The sequence below is a fragment of the Dactylosporangium thailandense genome, from assembly GCF_059739745.1.
Genome location: NZ_AP029195.1, coordinates 6,738,343 through 6,759,008 on the forward strand (window position 1 = coordinate 6,738,343; position 20,666 = coordinate 6,759,008).

General features: G+C 73.9%; 26 protein-coding genes and 1 riboswitch. Of the genes, 13 read left to right on the forward strand and 13 right to left on the reverse strand.

Annotated features, from left to right (window positions below; genetic code table 11):
- Nucleotides 1-56 precede the first annotated feature (56 nt).
- The 5 genes from AC6JBM_RS29695 to AC6JBM_RS29715 all read left to right on the forward strand — a co-directional run bounded on the left by AC6JBM_RS29695 (nucleotide 57) and on the right by AC6JBM_RS29715 (nucleotide 4,388).
- Entirely contained in the window at nucleotides 57-860 is an 804-nt protein-coding gene (locus AC6JBM_RS29695) for a CPBP family intramembrane glutamic endopeptidase (protein ID WP_497986549.1), read from the forward strand.
- Nucleotides 861-922: 62 nt separating this feature from the next.
- Nucleotides 923-2,098, forward strand: coding sequence for a sensor histidine kinase (locus AC6JBM_RS29700; RefSeq protein ID WP_497977341.1), 1,176 nt, complete (start codon nucleotides 923-925; stop codon nucleotides 2,096-2,098).
- The gene (locus tag AC6JBM_RS29705; RefSeq protein ID WP_497977342.1) at nucleotides 2,095-2,757 is read left to right on the forward strand and encodes a response regulator; all 663 of its coding nucleotides are present in this window, start codon (nucleotides 2,095-2,097) and stop codon (nucleotides 2,755-2,757) included. The genes AC6JBM_RS29700 and AC6JBM_RS29705 overlap by 4 nt, the downstream gene beginning before the upstream one ends.
- Nucleotides 2,758-2,790: 33 nt before the next feature.
- Nucleotides 2,791-3,885, forward strand: a complete 1,095-nt coding sequence (locus AC6JBM_RS29710) for an LLM class flavin-dependent oxidoreductase (protein WP_497977343.1) — start codon at nucleotides 2,791-2,793, stop codon at nucleotides 3,883-3,885.
- A complete protein-coding gene (locus AC6JBM_RS29715; RefSeq protein WP_497977344.1) occupies nucleotides 3,882-4,388 on the forward strand; it encodes a hypothetical protein in 507 nt (168 codons plus the stop codon). Before AC6JBM_RS29710 ends, AC6JBM_RS29715 begins: the two co-directional genes overlap by 4 nt.
- Here AC6JBM_RS29715 and AC6JBM_RS29720 read toward each other — a convergent pair.
- The 3 genes from AC6JBM_RS29720 to AC6JBM_RS29730 all read right to left on the reverse strand — a co-directional run bounded on the left by AC6JBM_RS29720 (nucleotide 4,385) and on the right by AC6JBM_RS29730 (nucleotide 6,997).
- The gene (locus tag AC6JBM_RS29720) at nucleotides 4,385-5,035 is read right to left on the reverse strand and encodes an NADPH-dependent F420 reductase (RefSeq protein ID WP_497977345.1); all 651 of its coding nucleotides are present in this window, start codon (nucleotides 5,033-5,035) and stop codon (nucleotides 4,385-4,387) included. The genes AC6JBM_RS29715 and AC6JBM_RS29720 overlap by 4 nt on opposite strands.
- A gap of 67 nt (nucleotides 5,036-5,102) precedes the next feature.
- Nucleotides 5,103-5,738, reverse strand: coding sequence for a response regulator transcription factor (locus AC6JBM_RS29725; protein WP_497977346.1), 636 nt, complete (start codon nucleotides 5,736-5,738; stop codon nucleotides 5,103-5,105).
- Entirely contained in the window at nucleotides 5,690-6,997 is a 1,308-nt protein-coding gene (locus AC6JBM_RS29730) for a sensor histidine kinase (protein WP_497977347.1), read from the reverse strand. The genes AC6JBM_RS29725 and AC6JBM_RS29730 overlap by 49 nt, the downstream gene beginning before the upstream one ends.
- 102 nt (nucleotides 6,998-7,099) lie before the next feature.
- On the opposite strand from AC6JBM_RS29730, the gene AC6JBM_RS29735 reads away from it, so the two are divergent.
- Nucleotides 7,100-8,131 (forward strand): fatty acid desaturase family protein, encoded by a 1,032-nt coding sequence (locus AC6JBM_RS29735; protein ID WP_497977348.1) that lies wholly within the window; start codon nucleotides 7,100-7,102, stop codon nucleotides 8,129-8,131.
- Here AC6JBM_RS29735 and AC6JBM_RS29740 read toward each other — a convergent pair.
- Genes AC6JBM_RS29740 through AC6JBM_RS29750 form a run of 3 tightly spaced genes read right to left on the reverse strand, consistent with a single transcriptional unit; the run spans nucleotide 8,128 to nucleotide 9,837 of the window.
- Nucleotides 8,128-8,622: a YcxB family protein gene (locus tag AC6JBM_RS29740; RefSeq protein ID WP_350609507.1), complete on the reverse strand. Its 495-nt coding sequence runs from the start codon at nucleotides 8,620-8,622 to the stop codon at nucleotides 8,128-8,130. The genes AC6JBM_RS29735 and AC6JBM_RS29740 overlap by 4 nt on opposite strands.
- A 12-nt stretch (nucleotides 8,623-8,634) precedes the next feature.
- On the reverse strand, nucleotides 8,635-9,009 hold the full coding sequence (locus AC6JBM_RS29745) for a VOC family protein (RefSeq protein WP_497977349.1): 375 nt from the start codon (nucleotides 9,007-9,009) through the stop codon (nucleotides 8,635-8,637).
- Between the two features lie 36 nt (nucleotides 9,010-9,045).
- Nucleotides 9,046-9,837 carry an SAM-dependent methyltransferase gene (locus AC6JBM_RS29750; RefSeq protein ID WP_350609503.1) on the reverse strand — a complete coding sequence of 264 codons (792 nt, stop codon included), beginning with the start codon at nucleotides 9,835-9,837 and terminating at the stop codon, nucleotides 9,046-9,048.
- Between the two features lie 52 nt (nucleotides 9,838-9,889).
- A riboswitch (guanidine-III (ykkC-III) riboswitch) is annotated at nucleotides 9,890-9,955 on the forward strand.
- Between the two features lie 21 nt (nucleotides 9,956-9,976).
- Here AC6JBM_RS29750 and AC6JBM_RS29755 point away from each other — a divergent pair.
- From AC6JBM_RS29755 to AC6JBM_RS29765, 3 genes are read left to right on the forward strand one after another with little or no spacing between them, the layout of a single operon-like run.
- Nucleotides 9,977-10,291 (forward strand): DMT family transporter, encoded by a 315-nt coding sequence (locus AC6JBM_RS29755; RefSeq protein WP_497977350.1) that lies wholly within the window; start codon nucleotides 9,977-9,979, stop codon nucleotides 10,289-10,291.
- A gap of 38 nt (nucleotides 10,292-10,329) precedes the next feature.
- Complete coding sequence (locus tag AC6JBM_RS29760; RefSeq protein ID WP_350609499.1) at nucleotides 10,330-11,112, forward strand: SDR family NAD(P)-dependent oxidoreductase; 783 nt, start codon at nucleotides 10,330-10,332, stop codon at nucleotides 11,110-11,112.
- A 43-nt stretch (nucleotides 11,113-11,155) separates the two neighbouring features.
- Nucleotides 11,156-11,410 carry a hypothetical protein gene (locus AC6JBM_RS29765; protein WP_350609497.1) on the forward strand — a complete coding sequence of 85 codons (255 nt, stop codon included), beginning with the start codon at nucleotides 11,156-11,158 and terminating at the stop codon, nucleotides 11,408-11,410.
- 117 nt (nucleotides 11,411-11,527) lie between these two features.
- Here the strand turns inward: AC6JBM_RS29765 and AC6JBM_RS29770 are convergent, their stop codons facing one another.
- The 4 genes from AC6JBM_RS29770 to AC6JBM_RS29785 all read right to left on the reverse strand — a co-directional run bounded on the left by AC6JBM_RS29770 (nucleotide 11,528) and on the right by AC6JBM_RS29785 (nucleotide 14,240).
- On the reverse strand, nucleotides 11,528-12,835 hold the full coding sequence (locus AC6JBM_RS29770; RefSeq protein ID WP_497977351.1) for a glycoside hydrolase family 43 protein: 1,308 nt from the start codon (nucleotides 12,833-12,835) through the stop codon (nucleotides 11,528-11,530).
- Nucleotides 12,832-13,365 carry a carbohydrate ABC transporter permease gene (locus AC6JBM_RS29775; protein WP_497977352.1) on the reverse strand — a complete coding sequence of 178 codons (534 nt, stop codon included), beginning with the start codon at nucleotides 13,363-13,365 and terminating at the stop codon, nucleotides 12,832-12,834. The genes AC6JBM_RS29770 and AC6JBM_RS29775 overlap by 4 nt, the downstream gene beginning before the upstream one ends.
- Before the next feature lie 438 nt (nucleotides 13,366-13,803).
- On the reverse strand, nucleotides 13,804-14,010 hold the full coding sequence (locus tag AC6JBM_RS29780; protein ID WP_497977353.1) for a hypothetical protein: 207 nt from the start codon (nucleotides 14,008-14,010) through the stop codon (nucleotides 13,804-13,806).
- Entirely contained in the window at nucleotides 14,010-14,240 is a 231-nt protein-coding gene (locus tag AC6JBM_RS29785) for a hypothetical protein (RefSeq protein WP_497977354.1), read from the reverse strand. The genes AC6JBM_RS29780 and AC6JBM_RS29785 overlap by 1 nt, the downstream gene beginning before the upstream one ends.
- A 113-nt stretch (nucleotides 14,241-14,353) precedes the next feature.
- Here AC6JBM_RS29785 and AC6JBM_RS29790 point away from each other — a divergent pair, with 113 nt between their 5' ends.
- The 4 genes from AC6JBM_RS29790 (at nucleotide 14,354) to AC6JBM_RS29805 (ending at nucleotide 18,376) form a co-directional block, all read left to right on the forward strand.
- Nucleotides 14,354-15,379: a LacI family DNA-binding transcriptional regulator gene (locus tag AC6JBM_RS29790; protein WP_350609487.1), complete on the forward strand. Its 1,026-nt coding sequence runs from the start codon at nucleotides 14,354-14,356 to the stop codon at nucleotides 15,377-15,379.
- 81 nt (nucleotides 15,380-15,460) lie between these two features.
- On the forward strand, nucleotides 15,461-16,456 hold the full coding sequence (locus AC6JBM_RS29795) for a lysylphosphatidylglycerol synthase transmembrane domain-containing protein (protein ID WP_497977355.1): 996 nt from the start codon (nucleotides 15,461-15,463) through the stop codon (nucleotides 16,454-16,456).
- A 26-nt stretch (nucleotides 16,457-16,482) separates the two neighbouring features.
- Entirely contained in the window at nucleotides 16,483-17,574 is a 1,092-nt protein-coding gene (locus AC6JBM_RS29800; RefSeq protein WP_497977356.1) for a glycosyltransferase family 4 protein, read from the forward strand.
- Nucleotides 17,567-18,376, forward strand: coding sequence for a PIG-L family deacetylase (locus tag AC6JBM_RS29805; protein WP_497977357.1), 810 nt, complete (start codon nucleotides 17,567-17,569; stop codon nucleotides 18,374-18,376). The genes AC6JBM_RS29800 and AC6JBM_RS29805 overlap by 8 nt, the downstream gene beginning before the upstream one ends.
- Here the strand turns inward: AC6JBM_RS29805 and AC6JBM_RS29810 are convergent.
- From AC6JBM_RS29810 to AC6JBM_RS29820, 3 genes are all read right to left on the reverse strand, one after another.
- Nucleotides 18,373-18,930, reverse strand: coding sequence for a hypothetical protein (locus AC6JBM_RS29810; RefSeq protein WP_497977358.1), 558 nt, complete (start codon nucleotides 18,928-18,930; stop codon nucleotides 18,373-18,375). The two genes, AC6JBM_RS29805 and AC6JBM_RS29810, sit on opposite strands and share 4 nt — an antisense overlap.
- Before the next feature lie 208 nt (nucleotides 18,931-19,138).
- Entirely contained in the window at nucleotides 19,139-20,155 is a 1,017-nt protein-coding gene (locus AC6JBM_RS29815; protein WP_497977359.1) for a hypothetical protein, read from the reverse strand.
- Nucleotides 20,155-20,655 (reverse strand): SigE family RNA polymerase sigma factor, encoded by a 501-nt coding sequence (locus AC6JBM_RS29820; protein WP_497977360.1) that lies wholly within the window; start codon nucleotides 20,653-20,655, stop codon nucleotides 20,155-20,157. The genes AC6JBM_RS29815 and AC6JBM_RS29820 overlap by 1 nt, the downstream gene beginning before the upstream one ends.
- Between the last annotated feature and the right edge of the window lie 11 nt (nucleotides 20,656-20,666).

A 20,666-nucleotide genomic window follows, 5' to 3' on the forward strand; every position in this document is an offset into this window, starting at 1 on the left:
CGGCTGAAGGGGTTGCGATGGACGGGACGAGGACCATGCCGGCGCGGCGGATCGGGCTGCGCCTGCTCATCATGCTCGTGGTGTTCGCGATCGTGCTCGTGGTGTCGGCGGCGGTCAACTCGGCCGCGGCCGGAAACGCCGTCACGGCCCTCGTGTGCGGGGCGCTCACGGCGGCGGGCGGGCTGCTGCTGTACCGATGGATCGTCGGCCGGCTCGAGCGGCGCCCGGTGGACGAGATCGCCGCGGCGCGGATGGTGCCGCAGGTCCTGCGGTGGGCGGGCGCCGGCATCGCGCTCTTCGCGGTGACGATCGGCGTCATCGCGCTGTTCGGCGGCTACCGCGTCGCCGGCTGGGGCTCGGTGAGCGCGGCGATCGCCACCCTCGGCACCATGATCGGCGCGGCCGTCGCCGAGGAGCTGCTCTTCCGCGGCGCCCTGTTCCGGCTCGTCGAGCAGTGGCTGGGCACGTGGGTCGCGCTCGCCGTCTCCGGCGTGCTGTTCGGCGCGCTGCACCTGCTCAACCCGGGCGCGACGGTGTGGGGCGCGATCGCGATCGCGGCCGAGGCGGGCCTGATGCTCGGCGCCGCGTACACCGCCACCCGGTCCCTGTGGGTGCCGATCGGGCTGCACCTCGGCTGGAACTTCGCCGAGTCGGGCCTGTTCGGCACGGTCGTGTCGGGCACCACCGGCACGCACGGCCTGCTGCGCGGGGCGGCGAGCGGCTCGGACCTCGTCAGCGGCGGCGGGTTCGGCCCGGAGGGCAGCGTCTTCGCGATCGTCGCGGGCGCGGCGGTCGCGGCGGTGCTGCTGCGGCGCGCGTACCGGCAGGGCCTGATCGTGCGCCGCGGCGGCGCCGGGTGAGGGCTGTGCCCGCGGCCAGGACCGAGGACATCGCCCACGACCGCGGCGGCTACGCTGCGGTCGTGTCGCGTCTGCCGCTCGGCCGCCGGGGCGCCGCGGCCCTGGCCTGGTGGCGCGCGCGCAGCGTGGTGCTGCGCGACGGCGCGTTCGGGCTGCTGCTGGCGCTGCTGGCCTTCGTGCCGCAGCTGGCCGGGGCCGGGACGCGCCTCGGCGAGCTGCCGCACCGCCCGCTCGACGCGCTCGCCGTGGTGGCCATGCTCGCGCAGACGCTCCCGCTGGCCGGGCGGCGGCGCCTTCCCGCGGCGTGCTTCGCGCTGGCGGCGGCCGGGTTCGCGGTGCAGGAGCTGCGCGGGTACGCCACGTTCGCGGGCGCGGGCCTGCTCGTCGCGCTCTACAGCGTGGCCGCGCACCAGGAGCGGTTCCGGGCTTGGGTCGCCGCGGGCGCGGTGGCCGCGTACGCCGGGCTGGCCGCGGCCCTGCACGCCGCCGGATCGGCCGCGCGGCCGGCGGACTACACGATCTTCTTCCTGCTCGTGGCGGGCGGCTGGGCGATGGGGGCGTGGGTGCGGCGGGGACGGATCGCCGAGGGCGAGCGGCGGCGGGCCGCGGCGGCGGCCGCCCGCACCGCGGAACGGGCCCGGATCGCGCGCGAGCTGCACGACGTGATCACCCACCACGTGACCGCGATGGTGGTGCAGGCCGATGCCGCGCAGTTCCTCGCGGCCCGCCCGGACCGGCTCACGGCGAACCTGACGGCGATCAGCGGGACCGGCCGGCGGGCGCTCGGCGAGCTGCGGGACCTGCTCGGCGTGCTGGACCCGGACCGGGTCGCGCCGCGCGGGGACCTGCCGGCCCTGGCCGGGATCGGCGAGCTCGTGGCGCGGGCGCGGGCCGCGGGGCAGCCGGTGGAGCTGGTCGAGGAGGGCCGGCCGGGCGGGCTCGGCTCGGGCCGCGAGCTGGCCGGCTACCGGGTGGTGCAGGAGGCGCTGACGAACGCGCTGAAGTACGCGGCCGGGCAGCCGACCGTCGTGCGGGTCGCGCACCGCGACGACGGCGTGCGCATCACCGTCACCAGCGCGCCCGGCGCCGCGCCCGCGCGCCCGGTCGGCGGCTCCGGCCGCGGGCTGGACGGGCTGCGCGACCGCGTCGAGGTCTTCGGCGGCTCCCTCGACGCCGGCCCCGACCCCGCCGGCGGCTTCACCGTGACCGCCCGAATCCCCGCTGGAGAGCTCGCATGACCCGGGTGCTCGTCGCCGACGACCAGGCGCTGGTGCGCACCGGATTCGTCACCATCCTCGACGCGCAGGACGATCTGGAGGTCGTCGGCGAGGCGAGCGACGGCCGCGCCGCCGTCGATCTCGCCCGGCGGCTGCGCCCGGACGTCGTGGTGATGGACATCCGGATGCCGGTGCTGGACGGGATCGAGGCCACCCGGCAGCTGGCGGGGCCGGGCGTCGCCGAGCCGATCAGGACGCTCGTGGTGACGACGTTCAACCTCGACGAGTACGTGTTCCAGGCCCTGCGCGCGGGGGCGAGCGGCTTCCTGCTCAAGGACGCCACCCCGCAGCAGCTCGTCGCGGGCGTGCGCACCGTGGCCGCGGGCGACTCCCTGCTGGCCCCGGCGGTGACGCGGCAGCTGATCGGCCGCTTCGGCACGCGGGTACGCCCGGCCGAGCCGCTGGCGAGCGCGCGCAGCGTGCTGGCGCCGCGGGAGCTGGAGGTGCTGCGGCTGATCGCGACGGGCCTGTCGAACGCGGAGATCGCCGCGACGCTGGTGATCAGCGCGGAGACGGTGAAGACGTACGTGTCGCGGATCCTCACGAAGCTGGACCTGCGCGACCGGGTGCAGGCGGTCGTGTACGCGTACCGCAACGGCCTCGCCGACCCCGACGCCTAGCGACTTTTCCAATCTGCTTAGTATGATTTGGCCATGGCGGGCGAACACGTGGCGGGCGAATACCTGTGGTACATCCCGAACGAGGTGCGGCCGGGCCACCGCGGCGACGACGTGGTCGAGGGGCACAACAGCCTCGGCACGCTCACCGAGCAGGCCCTCGCCGTCGAGGCGTACGGCTGGGGCGGGGCGCTCATCGGCGCCGGGTGGGGGCGGCCCGACACGTTCACCGTCGCCACGGCGCTCGCGGCACGCACGACCACGTTCCGGCCGCTGATCGCGGTCCGGCCCGGCTACTGGCACCCGGCCCGGTTCGCCGCCGCGGCCGCCACGCTCGACCACCTCAGCGGCGGCCGGGTGCTCATCAACGTCGTCTCCGGCCGCGACTCCCTCGCCGAATACGGCGACGCCGAGGCCGACCCGGGCCGCCGCTACGACCGCACCCGCGAGTTCCTGCAGGTCGTACGGCGGCTGTGGACGCGGGAACGGGTCACGTACCGCGGCGAGTTCTTCAGCGTCGAGCGGTCCACCCTCGCGGTGCGGGGACGGCACCCCCGGCTGTACTTCGGCGGCGCCTCCGAGGCCGCCGAGCGGGTCGCGGCGGCCGAGGCGGACGTGCAGCTGTTCTGGGGCGAGCCCCTCGACGGGGTGCGCGAGCGGATCGAGCGGCTGCGGGCGCTCGGCGCGCGGCACGGGCGGGACCTGCCGCCGCTGGAGTTCGGCCTGCGGGTCACCACCCTGGTCCGCGACACCGCCGCGGAGGCCTGGGCCGAGGCCGAGGCGCGGGTGGCCCGGATGGCCGCGGCCGGCGTCGCGCGGGACGCGAACTGGGACGCCGCCACCGGCCAGGGGCGCCTGCAGGCCCTCGCGGCGCGCGGCGACGTGCTCGACGAGTGCCTCTTCACGGCGCCGGGCCGGGTCGGCGGCGCCGGGGCCGGCACCACGTGGCTGGTCGGCTCCGCGGCGGACGTCGCGCGGTCGCTGCGCCGCTACCGCGACCTCGGCGTCACCCACTTCGTGCTCTCCGACACGCCCTACCTGGCCGAGGTCGAGCGGCAGGGCCGCGGGCTGCTGCCACTGCTGCGCGCGACGGGAACCGCCGAGCCGCCGGCGGCGTCTGTGTCCGTGTGAGACGACTGCTGCCCGCGGCCCTCGCCGCGGTGTTCCTGAGCGGGTGCGCGCCCGCCGGCCCGGTCCACTCCCAGGCCGGCTCGGCGGCCCTGATGCGCGGCTTCGGGGTCTCGGCCGACGAGGCCGTGGCCGAGCGGGTGCCGCTGGTGCACCTGCGGGTGTGCGGGTCGTGGGGCTGCCACGAGCTGGACGTGCCGCTGACGGTGTCGGGGACGATGAGCGCGCTGCCCTGCCCGTCGACCGGCGACCCCGCGGCCGTGTGCGGGGCGGTGCGGCAGCCGGGGCCGGCGCCCGGCTACGGCTACGCGCCGATCCCCGAGCTGACGCTGGAGGCGGTCACCGTGGACGTGTCGACGCCGCCGGACGCGCCGATCGCCGTCGCCGCGTCGCTCACCGTGCGGCCGCGGGGGGCGTGCCCGGACGCGGGACCGTCGTGCGCGGACCCGACCCCGCAGGCGGAGATCCGCATCTCCGCCGACGGGTCGGTGCGTCAGACGCGCTAGCGCTCGGCCTTGTCCAGCAGCGCGCGGATCGCGGGGGCGTCGGCGGGGCCCTCGCGGTACGGCGTGCCGTAGACCGGCGTGTCCGGCTGGGAACGCCAGCTCTCGGCCAGATCCCCGCCGTCCACGGCGTCCCAGCCGATCGCGTCGAGGAACTCGGTCACGGTCCGCTTCGCGGCGGCGTCGTCGCCGAAGATCGGCAGCGCGGGCCGGTCCGCGGCGCCGGCCGGGCGGCCCTGCTCGCCGAGGTGCTGCGACCAGATGTTGTTGAAGCCCTTCACGACCTTCGCGGAGCCCAGGTGCTCCTGCAGCAGGCCGCTGGAGGTGGCGGTGCCGCTGTCGAGCTCGGCGAGGTTGCCGTCGCGGGCCGGGTAGTAGTTGTTCGTGTCGATGACGACCTTGCCGGCCAGGGGCTCGGCGGGCACGGCGCGGTAGGCCTTCAGCGGCACCGTCACCACCACGATGTCACCGGCGGCCGCGGCGTCGGCCGCACGGGCGGCCCGCGCCTTCGGCCCGAGCTCGGCGACGAGGTCCGCGAGGGTCTCGGGCCCGCGCGAGTTGCTGAGCACGACGTCGTAGCCGGCGGCGATCGCGAGCCGCGCCACGGTGCCGCCGATGTTGCCGCTGCCGATGAGTCCGATCGTTGTCATATTCGCCGCAACTCATCGGCTGGACCGCACATTTCCGGTGTGACGCAGCAGACGCCGGGCGCCCGCCTCACGCGTTCAGGTAGGCCAGGACCGCCAGGACGCGCCGGTTGTCGTCGTCGGAGGGCGGCAGGTCGAGCTTGGTGAGGATGTTGTTGATGTGCTTGCTGACCGCCTTCTCCGTGATGCGCAGCTTGGCCGCGATCGCGGCGTTGGAGCGGCCCTCGGCCATCTCCCCCAGCACCTCCCGCTCGCGGGCGGTGAGCACGGCCAGCGGCTCACGGCGGGCCAGCATCTGCGTGATCACCTCGTGGTCCATGGCGGTGCCCCCGCCGGCCACGCGGCGCACGGCGCCGACGAACTCGTCGACGTTGGAGACCCGGTCCTTGAGCAGGTAGCCGACGCCGCCGTCGGGGGTGCTCAGCAGCTCGCGGGCGTAGAGCGGCTCGACGTGCTGGGACAGCACGAGCACGGGCAGGCCGGGCATCTCCGCGCGGGCGGCGATGGCGGCCTGCAGGCCCTCGTCGGTGAACGTCGGGGGCAGGCGCACGTCGATCACGGCGACGTCGGGGCGGTGCTCGGCGAGCGCGGGCAGCAGCGCCGGGCCGTTGTCGACGACGGCGACGACCTCGAAGTCGAAGGCCTGCAGGAGCCGGGTCAGTCCGTCCCGGAGGAGGGCATGGTCTTCGGCGATGACAACGCGCACGGCAACTCCATGGTGATGACGGTGGGTCCCCCGGACGGACTCGACAGCGCGATGGTGCCGTCGAAGGCGGCGAGGCGGCGTTCGATCCCGCGCAGACCGGTGCCACAGGCGGGGTCCGCGCCGCCGTTGCCGTCGTCGGTGACGACCATGGTCAGGTCGCCGCCGACGTGCTGGATCGACACCGATCCGCTGCGGGCGCGGCTGTGCCGGATCATGTTGGTCAGCGCCTCGGCGACGGCGAAGTACGCCGCGGACTCCACCGGCGTGTCCGGCCGGCCCGGCAGGTCGATGACGACCGCGATCGGCAGCGGCAGGCTGATCGCCAGGGCGCGGATCGCGCCGGCGAGGCCCCGCTCGGCGAGCACTGGCGGATGGATGCCGCGCACGAGGTGCCGCAGCTCGTCCAGGGCCGTGCCGCTGGCCTCCCGGGCCTCGGCGAGCAGCCGGTGGGCCTGGGCCGGGTCGCGGTCCATGAGCGAGTCGGCCAGCCCGATGATCATGCTCAGGGAGACGAGCCGGGCCTGGACGCCGTCGTGCAGGTCGCGCTCGATGCGCCGCAGCTCGGCGGCCTGGGCGTCCACCGTGTCGGCCCGCGTGACCGTCAGCTGGGCGACCCGCAGCCGCAGCTCGGCGGCCTTCGTCGGGGCGAGGAAGAGCCGGGCGAACAGCGCGTCGACCCGGCGCAGCCACGGCGCCACGGCGAGGCCCGCGGCCAGGATGAGCGCGCCCTGCGGCAGGCATATCAGCACCTCGGCGGGGGCCCGCAGGTGCCACACGACGCCGTAGCCGTACCAGCCGGTGCCGAGCCAGATCCACACCGGCGTCAGCGTCAGGCCGGCCAGCCCGTACAGCGGGATGAGCACCGCGACGCACCCGAGGCCGGCGCCGACGATCGCGCCGGGGACGAGCCAGGCCAGATCCCGCCAGGTGGCCGGGTCGGTCACGGTCCACCGGAAATACGGCCAGCTCCCGGCGACGGCCCCCGGCGGCGGCGGATGGTACGGCCGGGCCACGACGACCCGGGCCCGGCACGCCCGCCGCCGCTCCAGGTCCGTTCGCATCCGAACGAGGGCCATCGCCCACGGGACGAGGGCCAGGCCGAGGAACGGCACCGGCGCCAGCACCAGCGCCACGAGCGCCATCACCAGCAGCAGCAGATTGGTCAACGCCAGGCCGATCGAGGCCAGACCGGCCAGCACGGCGCTCACGCCACGCCGGGCCAGCCGCCCCATCCACACACCGGTCGCCGCCACATCCACACGTCATATAGTGCCCGGCGAACCTGAAGGTGGTGCTAGCACCACCACCGCGCACGACATAGCGCTCCTGACGCGGCGACCCGGCGCCGCTGTGATGAAGGCATGACTGCCACCATCTCGCGGCCGACGACCGGCAGCGACTTCGCCGCCCTGGCCCGCCGGATCAACGCCGAGGGGCTGATGCAACGCCGGCCCGCCTACTACGCCGTCCGCATCGGCGTGGTCGCGCTGCTGTACGCCGGCGGCTGGGCCGCGTTCGGCCTCATCGGCGAGTCCTGGTGGCAGTTGGCCACCGCGGCGGTCCTCGCGGTGGCGTTCACCCAGCTGGCCCTCGTCGCCCACGACCTGGCCCACCGGCAGGTGTTCCGCACCAAGCGCCCCAGCGAGGTGGCCGGGCTCGTCGCCGGCAACCTGGGCATCGGGATGAGCTACGGCTGGTGGATGGACAAGCACACCCGCCACCACAACAACCCGAACCACGACGACCTCGACCCGGACGTCTCGCCCGAGGTGCTCATCTGGGCGACGGAGTCGGCGTTCGGGCGGCGCGGGCTGAAGGGCTTCATCACCCGCCACCAGGCCGGGCTGTTCTTCCCGCTGCTCACCCTGCTCGCGATCGACCTGAAGGTGTCCAGCGTCAAGGCCCTGCGCAACGGCACCGTCAAGCGCCGCGGCCTGGAGACCGCGCTGCTGATCGTGCACGCGATCGCGTTCGTCAGCGCGCTGCTGCTCGTGCTCTCCCCGCTGCAGGCGCTCGCGTTCCTGCTCGTGCACCAGGCGATCTTCGGGGTGTACCTCGGCATGACCTTCGCCCCGAACCACAAGGGGATGCCGCACCCGACCGGCGACGAGGACTTCCTGCGCAAGCAGGTGCTCACGTCACGCAACGTGCGCGGGGGCTGGATCGCCGACCACGCGATGGGCGGCCTGAACTACCAGATCGAGCACCACCTGTTCCCCGGCATGCCGTCGGTCAACCTGCGCAAGGCCCAGCCGATCGTCGAGGCGTACTGCGCGCAGATCGGCCTGCCCTACGCCAAGACGGGACTCGTCGCGTCCTACCGGCAGGCGCTCGCCTTCCTGCACGAGGTCGGCGCCCCCGCCCGCGCCGAGCACCGGGCGCGCCGCGGCTAGCCCGCGAGCAGGTTGTTGCGGTCCATGAACGCGCGGAGGGTCTCGGCGTCCTCCGCGCTCATGAACGCCTTCGGGATCACGGTGGCGGGGATGCGCCCGACGTACACGATCCAGAACTCCGGCGTCTCGGTCACCCGCGAGACGCCGTCCCACGCGATGCCGCCCTCCTCGGAGCCGCTGCGCATCATGATGTTGTCGTCGGTGATGTCGTAGCCGCCCTCGACCGCATACCGGCCCGAACGGCGCCTGGCCTGGAACCGGACCCACGGCGCATACAGCATCGACAGGATCCCGCCGATGATCAGGGCGAGATAGAGCGAGTGCAGCGACCGCCCCCAGTCCGCCACCCGCTCCAGCGCGACCCCGACGACGCCCAGCCCCAGCAGCCACGCGCCGATCACGGTGAACCGGCGCAGCCGGGCCGCGCTGAGCACCGCGGCGACACGCCCCGGGTAGCCGGGATCGGCCGGCACGTCGAATCGGATCTGCACCCGAGCACGCTATCAGCGGGCGGACCAGTGGCCCGCGACGAGCACCACGCGGAAGCCGTCCGGGTCGGCGACCGTCACCCCGGCCCGGTCCCAGAACGGGTTGGCGCTGGGCACCACCGGCGCGCCCGAGCGCGCGACGAGGGCGTCGACCGCCTCGCGGGAGCCCAGGTAGAGCACCAGCAGGTCCTCAACGTGCGGGCTCGGCGGCGCCACGTGCGCGGTCGCGGTGAACTCGAGATGCGCGCCGGTGCCGGGCAGGTCCAGCATCACCCCGTCGTAGCCCTCGTGGTCCTCGAACCGGCCGAGCTCCGGCAGGCCGAGGCCGTCGCGGTAGAAGGCCACGACCGTCTCCAACTGCGCCGTCTGGCGGGCGATGCGCACCTGCATGCCGTCCAGCCTAGCGATCGCGCCGTCGCGGGACGATCACCCCGGCTTGCGGGCCACCACGCCGTAGATGCCCAGGTCGCGGCTGACGGGCCGGGCGGCCGCCGGGTCGTCGGGCCGCCAGTCGGCCACGGGCACGATCCCGGGCTCCAGGATGTCCAGGCCCCGCAGGTACCCCTCCAGCGTGGCCCGGCTCCGGGCGCGCACGTCGGTCCCGCCGGCGGCGAACATCTTCTCGTACGCCGCGATGCCCTCCGCGTCGGAGAAGTCCATCGTGCCGTGGCTGAGCACCACGTGGCTGCCGGGCGCGAGCGCGTCCACGAGCGTGCGGACGATGCCCTCGACCTGCTCGTCGTCGTGCAGGAAGTGCAGCACCGCGACGAGCAGCAGCCCGGTCGGCCGGGTCAGGTCGAGCTCGCTGCGCCGCAGGATCGCCGCCGGGTCGCGCACGTCGGCCTCGAGGTAGGCCGTGTGCCCGCGGGGGTCGCCGACGAGCAGCGCCTGGGCGTGCATCATGACGATCGGGTCGTTGTCGACGTAGACGACCCGCGACTCGGGCGCCACCGCCTGCGCGACCTCGTGCGTGTTGTCCGGCGCCGGCAGCCCGGTGCCGATGTCGAGGAACTGCCGCACCCCGGCCTCGGCGACGGCCCGCACCGCCCGGCGCAGGAACGCCCGGTTCGCCCGCGCCAGCTCAACGACCGCGGGGAACGCCGCGGCGATCGCGTCCCCCGACGCCCGATCGGCGGCGAAGTGGTCCTTGCCGCCGAGCCAGTAGCTGTACCGGCGCGCGGGGTGCGGCACCGACGTGTCGATCCGGGTGCTGTCCATCACCATGGAAGGTAATGGATCGCGACCGGAGGGCGCCAGACGCTACACTGAGCGTGACGCCGCAGTCGCGGTGCTCCCGGACGAGTGGAGTCGTACCCGGCCTGCAAAGACGACCGCCCGAAAGCATGGTGTGGTTGTCATGGCCTGGCTTGTTCTCGTCGTTTCCGGCCTGTTCGAGTCCGTCTGGGCGATTGCCCTGAGCCGCTCGGCGGGCTTCTCCCGTCTCGTCCCCACCGTCGTCTTCGCCGTCGGCCTCGTGCTGAGCATGGCCGGCCTCGGCTATGCCCTGCGCACGATCCCCGTCGGCACCGGCTACGCCGTGTGGGTCGGCATCGGCGCGGCCGGCACCGCCCTGGCCGGCATGATCTTCCTCGGCGAGCCGGCCGGCGTGCTGCGCGTGCTGTCCCTGATCCTGGTCGTCGCCGGCGTCATCGGCCTCAAGATCTTCCACTAGCCCCGGCGCCCGGCGGCACCGGTGGCACGATTGGTCGGATGCAGATCGACCTGACCGGGCGCACCGCGCTCGTCACCGGATCCACCCGCGGCATCGGCGCCGCCATCGCCGCCGGGCTCGCGCGCGCCGGCGCCCGCGTCGGCGTCAACGGCCGCGGCGACGACTCGGTCGCCGCGGCCCTGGACCGGCTCGGCGACGGGGACTTCGTCGCCGTGCCGGGTGACGTCGCCACCGACGAGGGCACCCAGCGGGTGCTGGACACGCTCCCCGCCGTCGACATCCTCGTCAACAACCTCGGGATCTTCGGGGCCCGGGAACCGCTGGAGATCACCGACGACGAGTGGCGGCGCTACTTCGAGACCAACGTGCTCTCCGCCGTACGCCTCACCCGCGCCTACCTTCCCGGGATGATCGCGGCCGGGTGGGGGCGGGTGCAGTACATCGCCAGCGACTCCGCCGTCGCCATCCCGGCCGAGATGATCCACTACGGGGTGTCGAAGACGGCGCTGCTCGGCGTCGCGCGCGGGTTCGCCAAGGCGGCCGCCGGCAGCGGGGTGACCGTCAACTCGGTGATCGCCGGGCCCACCCACACCGGCGGCGTGGAGGACTTCGTGTACGAACTCGTCGACCGCGACCTGCCCTGGGACGAGGCCCAGCGCGAGTTCATGCGCCGGCACCGGCCGCAGTCGCTGCTGCAACGGCTCATCGAGCCCGAGGAGATCGCGAACCTCGTCGTGTACCTCAGCTCACCCCTCGCCTCGGCGACCACCGGAGGCGCGGTGCGAGTCGACGGCGGATATGTCGACGCGATCCTGCCCTGACCCGAATTGTTGCGAACCGGCGCCGGGCCGCGATGCACAGAACATGGACACCAACCTGCCACCCCTGCGGGCCGTGATCTATCTGCGCGAGATGCGGTACGTCGACGAGTGCAACGACCACGCCGACCGCAGCGGCTACGACACCGTCGACACCGTGCACGACCCCGACGGCGTGCTGCTGCAGGAGCTGCTCAACCGGGCCCTCGGCGGCGAGCTCGACGTCATCGTCACCTGGGACTACGCGAGCCTCCCGCACGACACCGTCCCCCGCATCGAGCTCGTCGGGCACTCCCGGTAGCCGCGGCCGCACCGACGGCCAGGGTCACAGCGCGTTTCGCGTCCTAGGAAACTAGGTCAGGGGATGCCGGAAGGGCCCGCCGCGCACCCCGCGCGGCGGGCCCGGTATCCGGACGGCCTACGGCTGCGGCTTGTAGGTCGCCGCCGAGAAGTCGGCGGGCAGGCCGCCGCCGGTCATGTCCTGCACCCACAGGCCGAAGAAGGCGCCGGTGAAGCCCCACGCCCGGGCCAGGTCCCCGTCGAACTCGCGGACGTACTCGTCCGAGAGGATGGACGCGTCGAACGGCCCCCACTCGGTTTCCCCGCACGACGCCCGCAGCGCGCCCCCGTCGAGGTCGAGCCGGAGCCGCACCGCCCCCGCGACCGGTACCGCCGGGCCGTGCAGCCGCAGCCGCCCCCGGTCGCTGGACAGCACGTCCACGACCGCGCCGAGCCGCTCGTCGAAGCCGGCGCGCAGGAAGTACCAGTTGCGGCTGTTGTAGTGCGCGGTGATCCCGGCCATGTGCTGGAAGTGCCCGGGCCGGAACTCGACCGTCGCCTCGAACGTGGCGCGGGCGTGCTGCACCCGCCGGGCCACGAGGCTCTCCCCCGTCAGCGCGCCGGCCGAACGGCCGCCGTGGATGCGCAGGTGGCCCGGGCGAGCCTCGGTGCTCACCCAGTCGCGGGCCGCCGGGCGGCGCAGGGTCGCCCAGTGCACGTCGAGCCCGGGCGCGGCGAAGTCGTCGGTCTCCGGCTCGTCCGGCCACGGGTGCGCGGGCAGCCGCGGGGCGGGGACCTCGTCGTGCGGCACTCCTCTGTCGATCCGGGGCCAGCCCGCCTCCGTCCACGTGACGCGCTGGATCGCCGTCTCGCGGCCGAGCACGCAGCGGCCCCGGGGGCTCAGCGGCCGGCCGGTCAGGTGCGCGAAGAACCACTCGCCGGCCGGGGTGTCCACGAGGCTGCCGTGGCCCGCCTTCTGCAGCGCGAGGTCGGGCCGGTGCACGGAGGTGATGAGCGGCGAGCCCGGGTCCGTCTCGTAGGGGCCGAGCAGGTCCCGCGAGCGGGCGACGGTGGCCTGATGGAACCACTCCGTGCCGCCCTCCGCCGTGACGAGGTAGTACCAGCCGTCGCGCCGGTACGCGTGCGGCCCCTCGGTCATGCCCGCCGGCGTGCCCGTGCAGATGGTGACGGGCTCGCCGACGAGCCTGCGCCCGGCCCGGTCGTACTCCTGCGCGATGATGCCGTTGGCCCAGGGGTTGCCCGGGCGCCAGTCGGTCCGGTTGGACAGCAGCCAGCTGCGCCCGTCGCCGCCCTCGCCGGTGTCGTGGAACAGCGACGGGTCGAAGCCCTGCGCGTGCAGCGGCACCGGGTCGGACCACGGTCCCTCGATGGAGGGCGCGGTGACCAGGAAGTTGGGCGTGTCCCAGAAGCCGGAGTACGACTTCACGTCGGTGTAGACGAGGTGGAACAGACCGTCCGCATAGGACAGACAGGGCGCGGCAGGACCCGCTGCTCCTCGCTCTGGGTGAGCACCAGCGGGAAGAGGAACCCGTTCCAGGCGCCCAGGCCGACGAAGATGCCGACGCTGGTCAGCCCGGGCCGGGCCAGCGGCAGCACCAGGCGGCCGAGGATGCGCCCGGCGGTGGCGCCGTCGACCGTCATCGCCTCGTAGAGCTCGCCCGGGATGTCCCGCAGCGAGCTGGTGAGCACCACGATCGCGATCGGCAGCGAGAAGGCCGCGGTGGGCAGGATGATCGCGGTCAGCGTGTCGTACATGTGCAGGCGCGTGATGATGAGGTAGATCGGCACGATCACGGCCTGCGCCGGCACCGCGGGGCCGAGCAGGAACATGGTGAACGCCGCGCGGATCGTGCGGTTGGGCGTGCGCACGATGGCGTACGCGGCCGGCAGCGCGACCGCCGGCACCAGCAGGACGGTGCCCAACGCCACCACGAGGCTGTTGAGCAGGAACGTCACCGAGGAAGTTGCCGTCGCCGAACTGCTCGGCCAGGCCGAAGTTGGGGTCGAGCAGCGCCACGAACGTGACCGCGATCGCGGCCGTGGACAGCAGCAGCGGCAGGAAGAACAGGCTCGACAGCACCGCCCGGCCGCGCTGCGGCCCGGCCGCCCACACCCCGATGAGCAGGGCGAGGGGCGTCTGCAGCAGCCACGAGACGATGGTCAGCAGCACCGTGCGCCCGGCCGAGCCGAACAGTTCGGTGTCGTCGCCCAGCGCGGCCCAGTTCGACATGCCGGTCCGCACCGGGTCGCCCAGGCCGTTCCACGTGGTGAAGCTGAGGTACCCGACCGCGAGGACCGGCAGGATGCCGAACGCGGCGAAGAAGACGACCGCCGGCGCGGCCCAGATGACTCCGGGCCGTGCCGACTTGTTCGGGCCGAACGCCTTGACTGTCGTCATTTCGCCTTGGCCATGTTGGCCACGAACGCGTCGGGGGTCGTGGTGAAGTCCGCGTTGGGCCTGCTCTTCAGGGTGTCGCCGACCCCCTTGACCGCGGCGACCTGCCCGGCGTCGATGAGGCCGTTGATGTACTGCTCCGAGGCGAGCGACGTGATGAAGGCGGCGTTGGCCTGCTGCTGCACCGAGAAGTCCCAGGTGCCCATCAGGTGCATCGCGGCCTTGCCGGTCGCCAGGAGCTTCGAGGCGCCTGGTTGTTGTACGCGTCGATGCTCTTGGCGGCGATCGGGTTCACGGCCGCGTCCTGGATCGCCCAGACCTGGATGTCCCCGCCGCCCGAGGCGGTCTCGGTGCCGGGGCCGGCGGAGCCGCAGGCGGTGAGCGAAACAGCGAGGCTGGCGGCGATGACTCCGCGTAACAGCGCAGAAGTGCGCATGCGCCATCGGTCCTTTCGAGAAACATTTCGAAAACTGGGGTGCGGGGTGTACGGTGCCGATCACAAAAGCACCCCGGCGCAGCGGCAACGGTTCTCGAAACTCAGGTGAGGTCATGACGCTGAACGGCAGGCCCACGATGGCGGAGATCGCGCGGGAGGCGCGGGTCGCCGTCTCGACGGTTTCGAAGGTCCTCAACGGGCACACGGATGTTTCGGCGAAGACCCGCCAGACCGTGGAGCGGCTGCTGGCCGAGCGCGGCTACCAGCGGCCTCGCGCGGCCAAGAACGGGCGGCGGCGCCGCACCGACCTCATCGACCTCGTCATCAACGAGCTCGACAGCGTGTGGGGGCTGTCGATCCTCACCGGCGTCGAGGAGGTCGTCGAGGAGGCCGGGCTGGGCCTGGTCGTCTCGGCCGTGCACAACCGGCAGTCGCTGACCCGCCGCTGGGTCGAGTCGCTGCTCGCGCGCGGCTCCGAGGGCGCCATCCTCGTCCTGTCCGAGCTGGCCGAACGCCAGCACGAGGACCTGCGCCGGCGCAACCTGCCGTTCGTCATCATCGATGCCGTCAACCAGCCGCCGCCGGGCACGCCGTCCATCGGCGCGACGAACTTCGCGGGCGGTTACGCGGCGGCCGAGCACCTGGCGTCGCTCGGGCACCGGCGCATCGCCGCGATCGGCGGGCACGAGCAGTTCCAGTGCACCCGGGCGCGCATCGCCGGGTATCGCGCGGCACTGGAGTCCGCCGGGCTGCCGGTGGATCGGCAGCTGGTGCGGTACGGAAACTTTCACCACGACGGCGGCCTGCGCGCGGCCGAGTCGCTGCTCGCCCTCCCGGACCCGCCGACCGCCGTGTTCGCCGGCTCGGACCAGCAGGCGACCGGGGTCTACGAGGCGGTCCGCCGGGCAGGGCTCACCATCCCCGGCGACGTCAGCGTGGTCGGGTTCGACGACCTGAACTTCGCCCAGTGGACCGCGCCGCCGCTGACGACCGTGCGCCAGCCGCTGCACGAGATGGGCGTGGCCGCCGCACGCACGCTGCTACGGATTGTGAACGGCGAGCGGATCGAATCGCCACGCATTGAACTCGCCACGGAGCTGATTGTGCGCGAAAGTACCGCTCCGGCTGTCACAATCTAGACGTAACGCTCCGTTCAGCATTTCTTCAGGTTCCGTCTGCGACCTTGAGCGACTTGATTGGCCGCACGGGGGAGGGACCGCATGGCGGTGAAAGCGCGCCGGTCGCTGCTGCTGGCCGGCGCGGTCGGATTCGTGGCGTGGTCGGCCGTGCACCTGGGCGAACTCGGTGCCTCGTGGTCCCAGGCGTGGCGGATGATCGCGCACCTCGGCTGGCGCTGGCCGTTGTTCCTGGGCGTGGTGTGGCTGCTGGGCCTGGTGGTGCACACCTCGGTGCTCACCGCGTCGCTGCCCGGCCTGTCACACCGCCGCGCGCTGACGCTGAACCTGTCCGGCAGCGCCGTGTCGAACGTGCTGCCGCTGGGCGGGGTGGCCGGCACCGTGCTCAACCTCGGGATGGTCCGTGGCTGGGGGCACACCGGCCTCGAGTTCGCCCGGTTCGTCGTGGTGTCCAAGGCGTGGGACCTCATCGCCAAGCTCTTCATGCCGCTGGTGGCCGTGGGGGTACTCCTGGCCGCCGACACGACCCCCGTCGGCCACGGCGCGCTCTGGCTGCTGTGCGCGCTGACCTGTGCGCTCGCCGGCGTGCTGGTCACGGCCGCCCTGCTGGGCCGGGCCGGTCCCCTGCTGCGCCTGGTCGCCTGGTCCGAGCGCGTGTGGAGCCGGATTCGGCGATCGAAAGACCCCCTGGGCTGGACGAAGGCCACCACCGAGCTGCTCGACGGCACCGACAGCCTCGTCCGCCGCCGCTGGGCGGAGCTGAGCTGGGGCATGGCGGGCTACTGGGTCCTGCAGGGCGCGCTGCTGTGGCTCAGTTTCGTCGCCATTCACGTGTACCTCCCGTGGCCCGTCATCCTCGCCGGGCTCGTCGCGGAGCGCCTCCTGACCCTCGCCGCCATCACCCCCGGCGGCGCGGGCGTGGTCGAGGCGGGCACCATCGCGGTCATCATCGCCCTCGGCGCCGACCCCACCGGGGCCCTGGCCGGGGTGCTGCTGTACCGCGCGTTCGTCTTCGTAGCCGAGATCCCCGTCGGCGGGATCGCCACCGCGCTGTGGCTGCTCGGCCGGCGCACCGCGTAGCCCCCTTGACGAAAGACTTGCCGTAGATGCGCATAGCCCATGTGACCGACGTCTACCTCCCCCGCCTGGGCGGCGTCGAGCTGCAGGTGCACGACCTGGCCCTGCGCCAGTCGCGCCTGGGCCACTCGACGATGGTCCTGACGACGACGGCCCCTTCCCTGTTCCAGGACGACGTTCCGACGCTGCGCATCACCGGCATCGGCGCCGGCCCCTACCGCCGCTTCGGTGGCGAGGCCCTCGGCGCCACGCTGCGGGCGAACGGCATCGAGGCGGTCCACGCCCACGTCTCGGCCTTCTCGCCGCTGGCCTGGACGGCGGCCCGGTCGGCGGCGGCGACGGGCCTGCCGACGGTCGTGTCGGTGCACTCGATGTGGCACGACATCCTTCCCCTGGTACGACGCTTCGCCCGCACGCTCGACGCCGCCTCGTGGCCGGTGCAGTGGGCCGCGGTCTCCAGCGCCGCCGCCGGGGCCGTGCGCGAGGCCCTGGACGGCACCCCGGTGGCCGTGCTGCCCAACGGCATCGACCCGGCCGCCTGGCTCCTGCCGCCCGCTCCCTCCGCGTCGGCGATCCCGACGTTCATCTCGGTGATGCGCATGGTGCGCCGCAAGCGCCCCCGCGCCCTGCTGCGCACCCTGCTCGCCCTGCGCGAGACGAACCCGAACTTCCGCGCGATCCTCGTCGGCGACGGCCCGCTCCTGCCCCGCCTGCGGCGCGCCACACCCGTCTGCCCCGAGATCACCTTCACCGGGGCACTCAACCGCACCTCGATCCGCTCGCTGCTCGCCTCGGCGGACGTGTACATCGCCCCGGCCCCCCGCGAGTCGTTCGGCATCGCGGCCCTGGAGGCGCGCAGCGCGGGCCTGCCGGTGGTGGCCAGGGCCGGCAGCGGGGTGGCGGACTTCATCCAGCACGGCGTCGAGGGCTGGCTGGTGCACTCGGACGTCGAGCTGCAGAACACGCTGTCGTCGCTGCTGGACGATCCGTCACGGGTCGCCGCGGTGTCGGCCCACAACCGGGCGGTGGCACCGTGCGTGCGGTGGGACACCGTGCTGGACGCGGCCGACGAGCTGTACGCGCGCGCCGCGGCGTTCCTGGGCCGACGGGCGCATGCGTAGGTACACGCTCGTCTCGTTCCACGCCCACCCCGACGACGAGACCCTGCTGACCGGCGGCACCCTGGCCCGGGCCGCCGCGGAGGGCCACCGCGTCGTGCTCGTGACCGCGACCCTGGGCGAGGCGGGCCTGGCCGCGTCCGGCGCCGGCCTGGGCGCACGGCGGCACGCGGAACTGATGGCGGCGGCGTCGGCGCTCGGCTGCGCGCGGGTCGAGACGCTGGGGTATGCGGATTCGGGCCTTGCCGGCGGTGCCGGCTTCGAGTCCGTTCCGGTGGACGAGGCGGCCGCCCGGCTGGCGTCGATCCTCACCTCGGAGCGGGCGGACGTCCTGACCGGCTACGACGCGAACGGCGGCTACGGGCACCCGGACCACCTGCAGGTCCATCGGGTGGCCCGGGCGGCGGCGGCCCTGACCGGAACTCCGCTGCTCGAGGCAACCGTGGACCGCTCGTCGCTGCGCGCGCTGCTGGCCGTGCTGCGCGTGGCCGGGCGCTTCCTGCCGTCCCTGCCCTTCGGCGACTCGTCACGGGTCTTCACCGCGCGCGAGGACATCACGCACGTGGTGGACGTGCGGCGCTACGAACACGCGAAGCGAGCGGCCATGAAGGCGCACGCGTCGCAGTCCGAGGGCGGCTCGGGCATTCGCACGCTGGCCCTGCTGTCGCGCTTGCCGGGCCCGGTGTTCCGCAAGGTCTGCGGCCGCGAGTGGTTCACCGCGCCCGGCCACGTCGCCGGCCAACCCCACTCGGGCGACATCTTCGGCGCGGCGCCCAGCCGCGGCGGTGCACAACGCCGGGATTAGCCTGGGCGCACCATGGAGATCACGCCCGGGAAGCACGAGGACTGAGCCGCCGCGAGTGGTTCACCGCCGGGGATCGCGGGGCGACAGGACATTCGGCGGCATGACGTTCCACATGTTGGGGCGGCCGGGCGGCAGGACGGGCGCGACGGCATCGAACATGCGCTCCGCTGCGGCCTGGTCATAATCGTCGATGCCGGGCGTGGCACGGCACCAGTACCCGCCGGCCCCGAGCCGTTCGCCTGATCGGCGACGACCCGCAGCACATCGAGCAAGGCTGCCTGCCGAGCGTGGGGCTCGAAGCCCGTGCCCGGCAGCGACAGTTGCAGCCACGCCCGGCCGTCCCGCTCGATCCGGACGGCGGCGAACACGAGGTACGGGCCACGCGACGAATCGCCGTCGCGGCCGTTCGCCACGCAGTCCAGCGCCGCGAGATACGGCACCCGGCCGAGCGACAGCAGCAGCTCCTCCCAGGCCTGGGGCGAGTAGGTGACGTAGTCGTCCGGATCGTCCTCGCCGAACTGGGTGAGCGTCCTGACGCTGACGGCCCCCGGCACACCGCCGGAGATCCGGGCCCGCGCGTCGAGCTCCCCCGGCGCGGATCGCAGCGCCGCCTCGTGAAATGCGCCACCCAGCCGGGCGAAGCAAAGCTCGAACCAGCGCCGTGCGGCGGCGACCGCCCGATCGGGTCCTCATCGACCGAGACGCACAGCTGCGCCTGAACCGACGAATGCCGCCCCCAGATGGCTTCCACGCGTGCGCCGGTCATTGCTGGACCTGCACGGTCACGCCGGCGGTGGCGAGGTTCGCGATGGCCACGGTGCCGTCGGACATCGCGGCCATCCACGACAGGTTCGCCGGGCCCGGGGGCGTGGTCGCGGGCACGTCGAGGCGCATCTCGTACGTCTGGCTGCTGTGCCGGGCGATGCTCTTCGCGGTGCAGTTGAGGCGGTACGTGCCCCGGGCGTCGCCGAGGGTCTGGCGGTAGACGGGGCACGGGTCGAGCCCGAAGGCGCGCGGGAACGCGTTCGTGATGGTCACCCGGTAGACGAGGGTCGTGCCGCGCCGGACGGTCGCCGGGGCGGTCATCGTCACCGTGAGCGGGGCGTTGAGCAGGGGCGCCTGGTAGTACCACGGACTCACCGCGAAACCGCAGCCCGGCTCGGCGGTGATGCCCGGCACCGCGATCCGGGCCGTGCCGATGGACACGGCGAGCGCGCCGCCGGGCGACGGCTCGCCGGCGCGGCACGGGGTCACCGCGATGTCCACGCGCACCGGCTCGCCCGGGTCGACCGTCGCCGGCTGCCGGACAGCCTCGCCCCGGGGCGCCAGCGCGCCGGCGGGCACGGCGGTGCCGCCGGCGGTGAGGGGCGGGGTGCCGCTCAGGGTGCAGCGGCCGGAGTGCCGGCTGGGGACGAGCATCGTGTACGTCCTGGTGCCGTCCGCCCCCGTCGTGGTGCCGTCGAGCCAGGGCGGGGCGGTGAAGCCGGACTCGGCGCAGGGGGCCGAGTCCGGGCGGGGGCTGGTGCGGGCCAGGCTCGGCAGGGTCGCCGGGGTGTCGGTCCAGGCGATGCCGCCCGGTCGGGGGTCCGGCGCCGGCGCGGGCGGGCCGAGCAGGGCGCCCGTGAACGCGAGCGCGGCGACGGCGGCGGCGATCGTGCCGTACCGGCGGATGCGGCGGCGCCGGATGCCCCTGCGAATGCGCTGGACCGGCTCGGCCCACCCCTCCGGCGCGTGGCGCCCGTCCGCGAGCTCCCGGCGGATCAGCTGCTCGAGGTCCATCACAGATCGCTCCCGTCGAGGTCACGGGCGGCCAGGGCCGTCCTGAGCTTGGCCAGTGCGCGCGAGGCGTTGCTCTTCACCGTGCCGGCCGAGCAGCCGAGGACGGCCGCGATCTGCTGCTCGGACAGGTCGTCGTAATACCGCAGCACCAGTACCGCGCGCTGCTGTTTCGGCAGCGCCACGATCGCCCGCCACAGCTGCTCGTCCGGCGGCTCGGCGTCGAGGTGCACGACCTCGGGGGCGGTGTCGGTGAGCCGCTCGCGCCGCAGGGCGCGCACCCGGTTGAGGTACCGGTTGACGATGACCCGCCGCACGTACGCGCCGGGGTCCTCGTGCTTGCGCACGCGCCGCCAGGCCATGCCGGTCCGCTCCAGCGCGTCCTGCACGAGGTCGGCCGCGAGGTGCGCGTCGCCGCTCAGCAGGCAGGCGAATCGCAGCAGCTCACGGTGTCGGTCCCGCACGTAGTCCTCGAACGAGGGCGGGGCGTCCCAGCTCGGCATGATCCATGGAC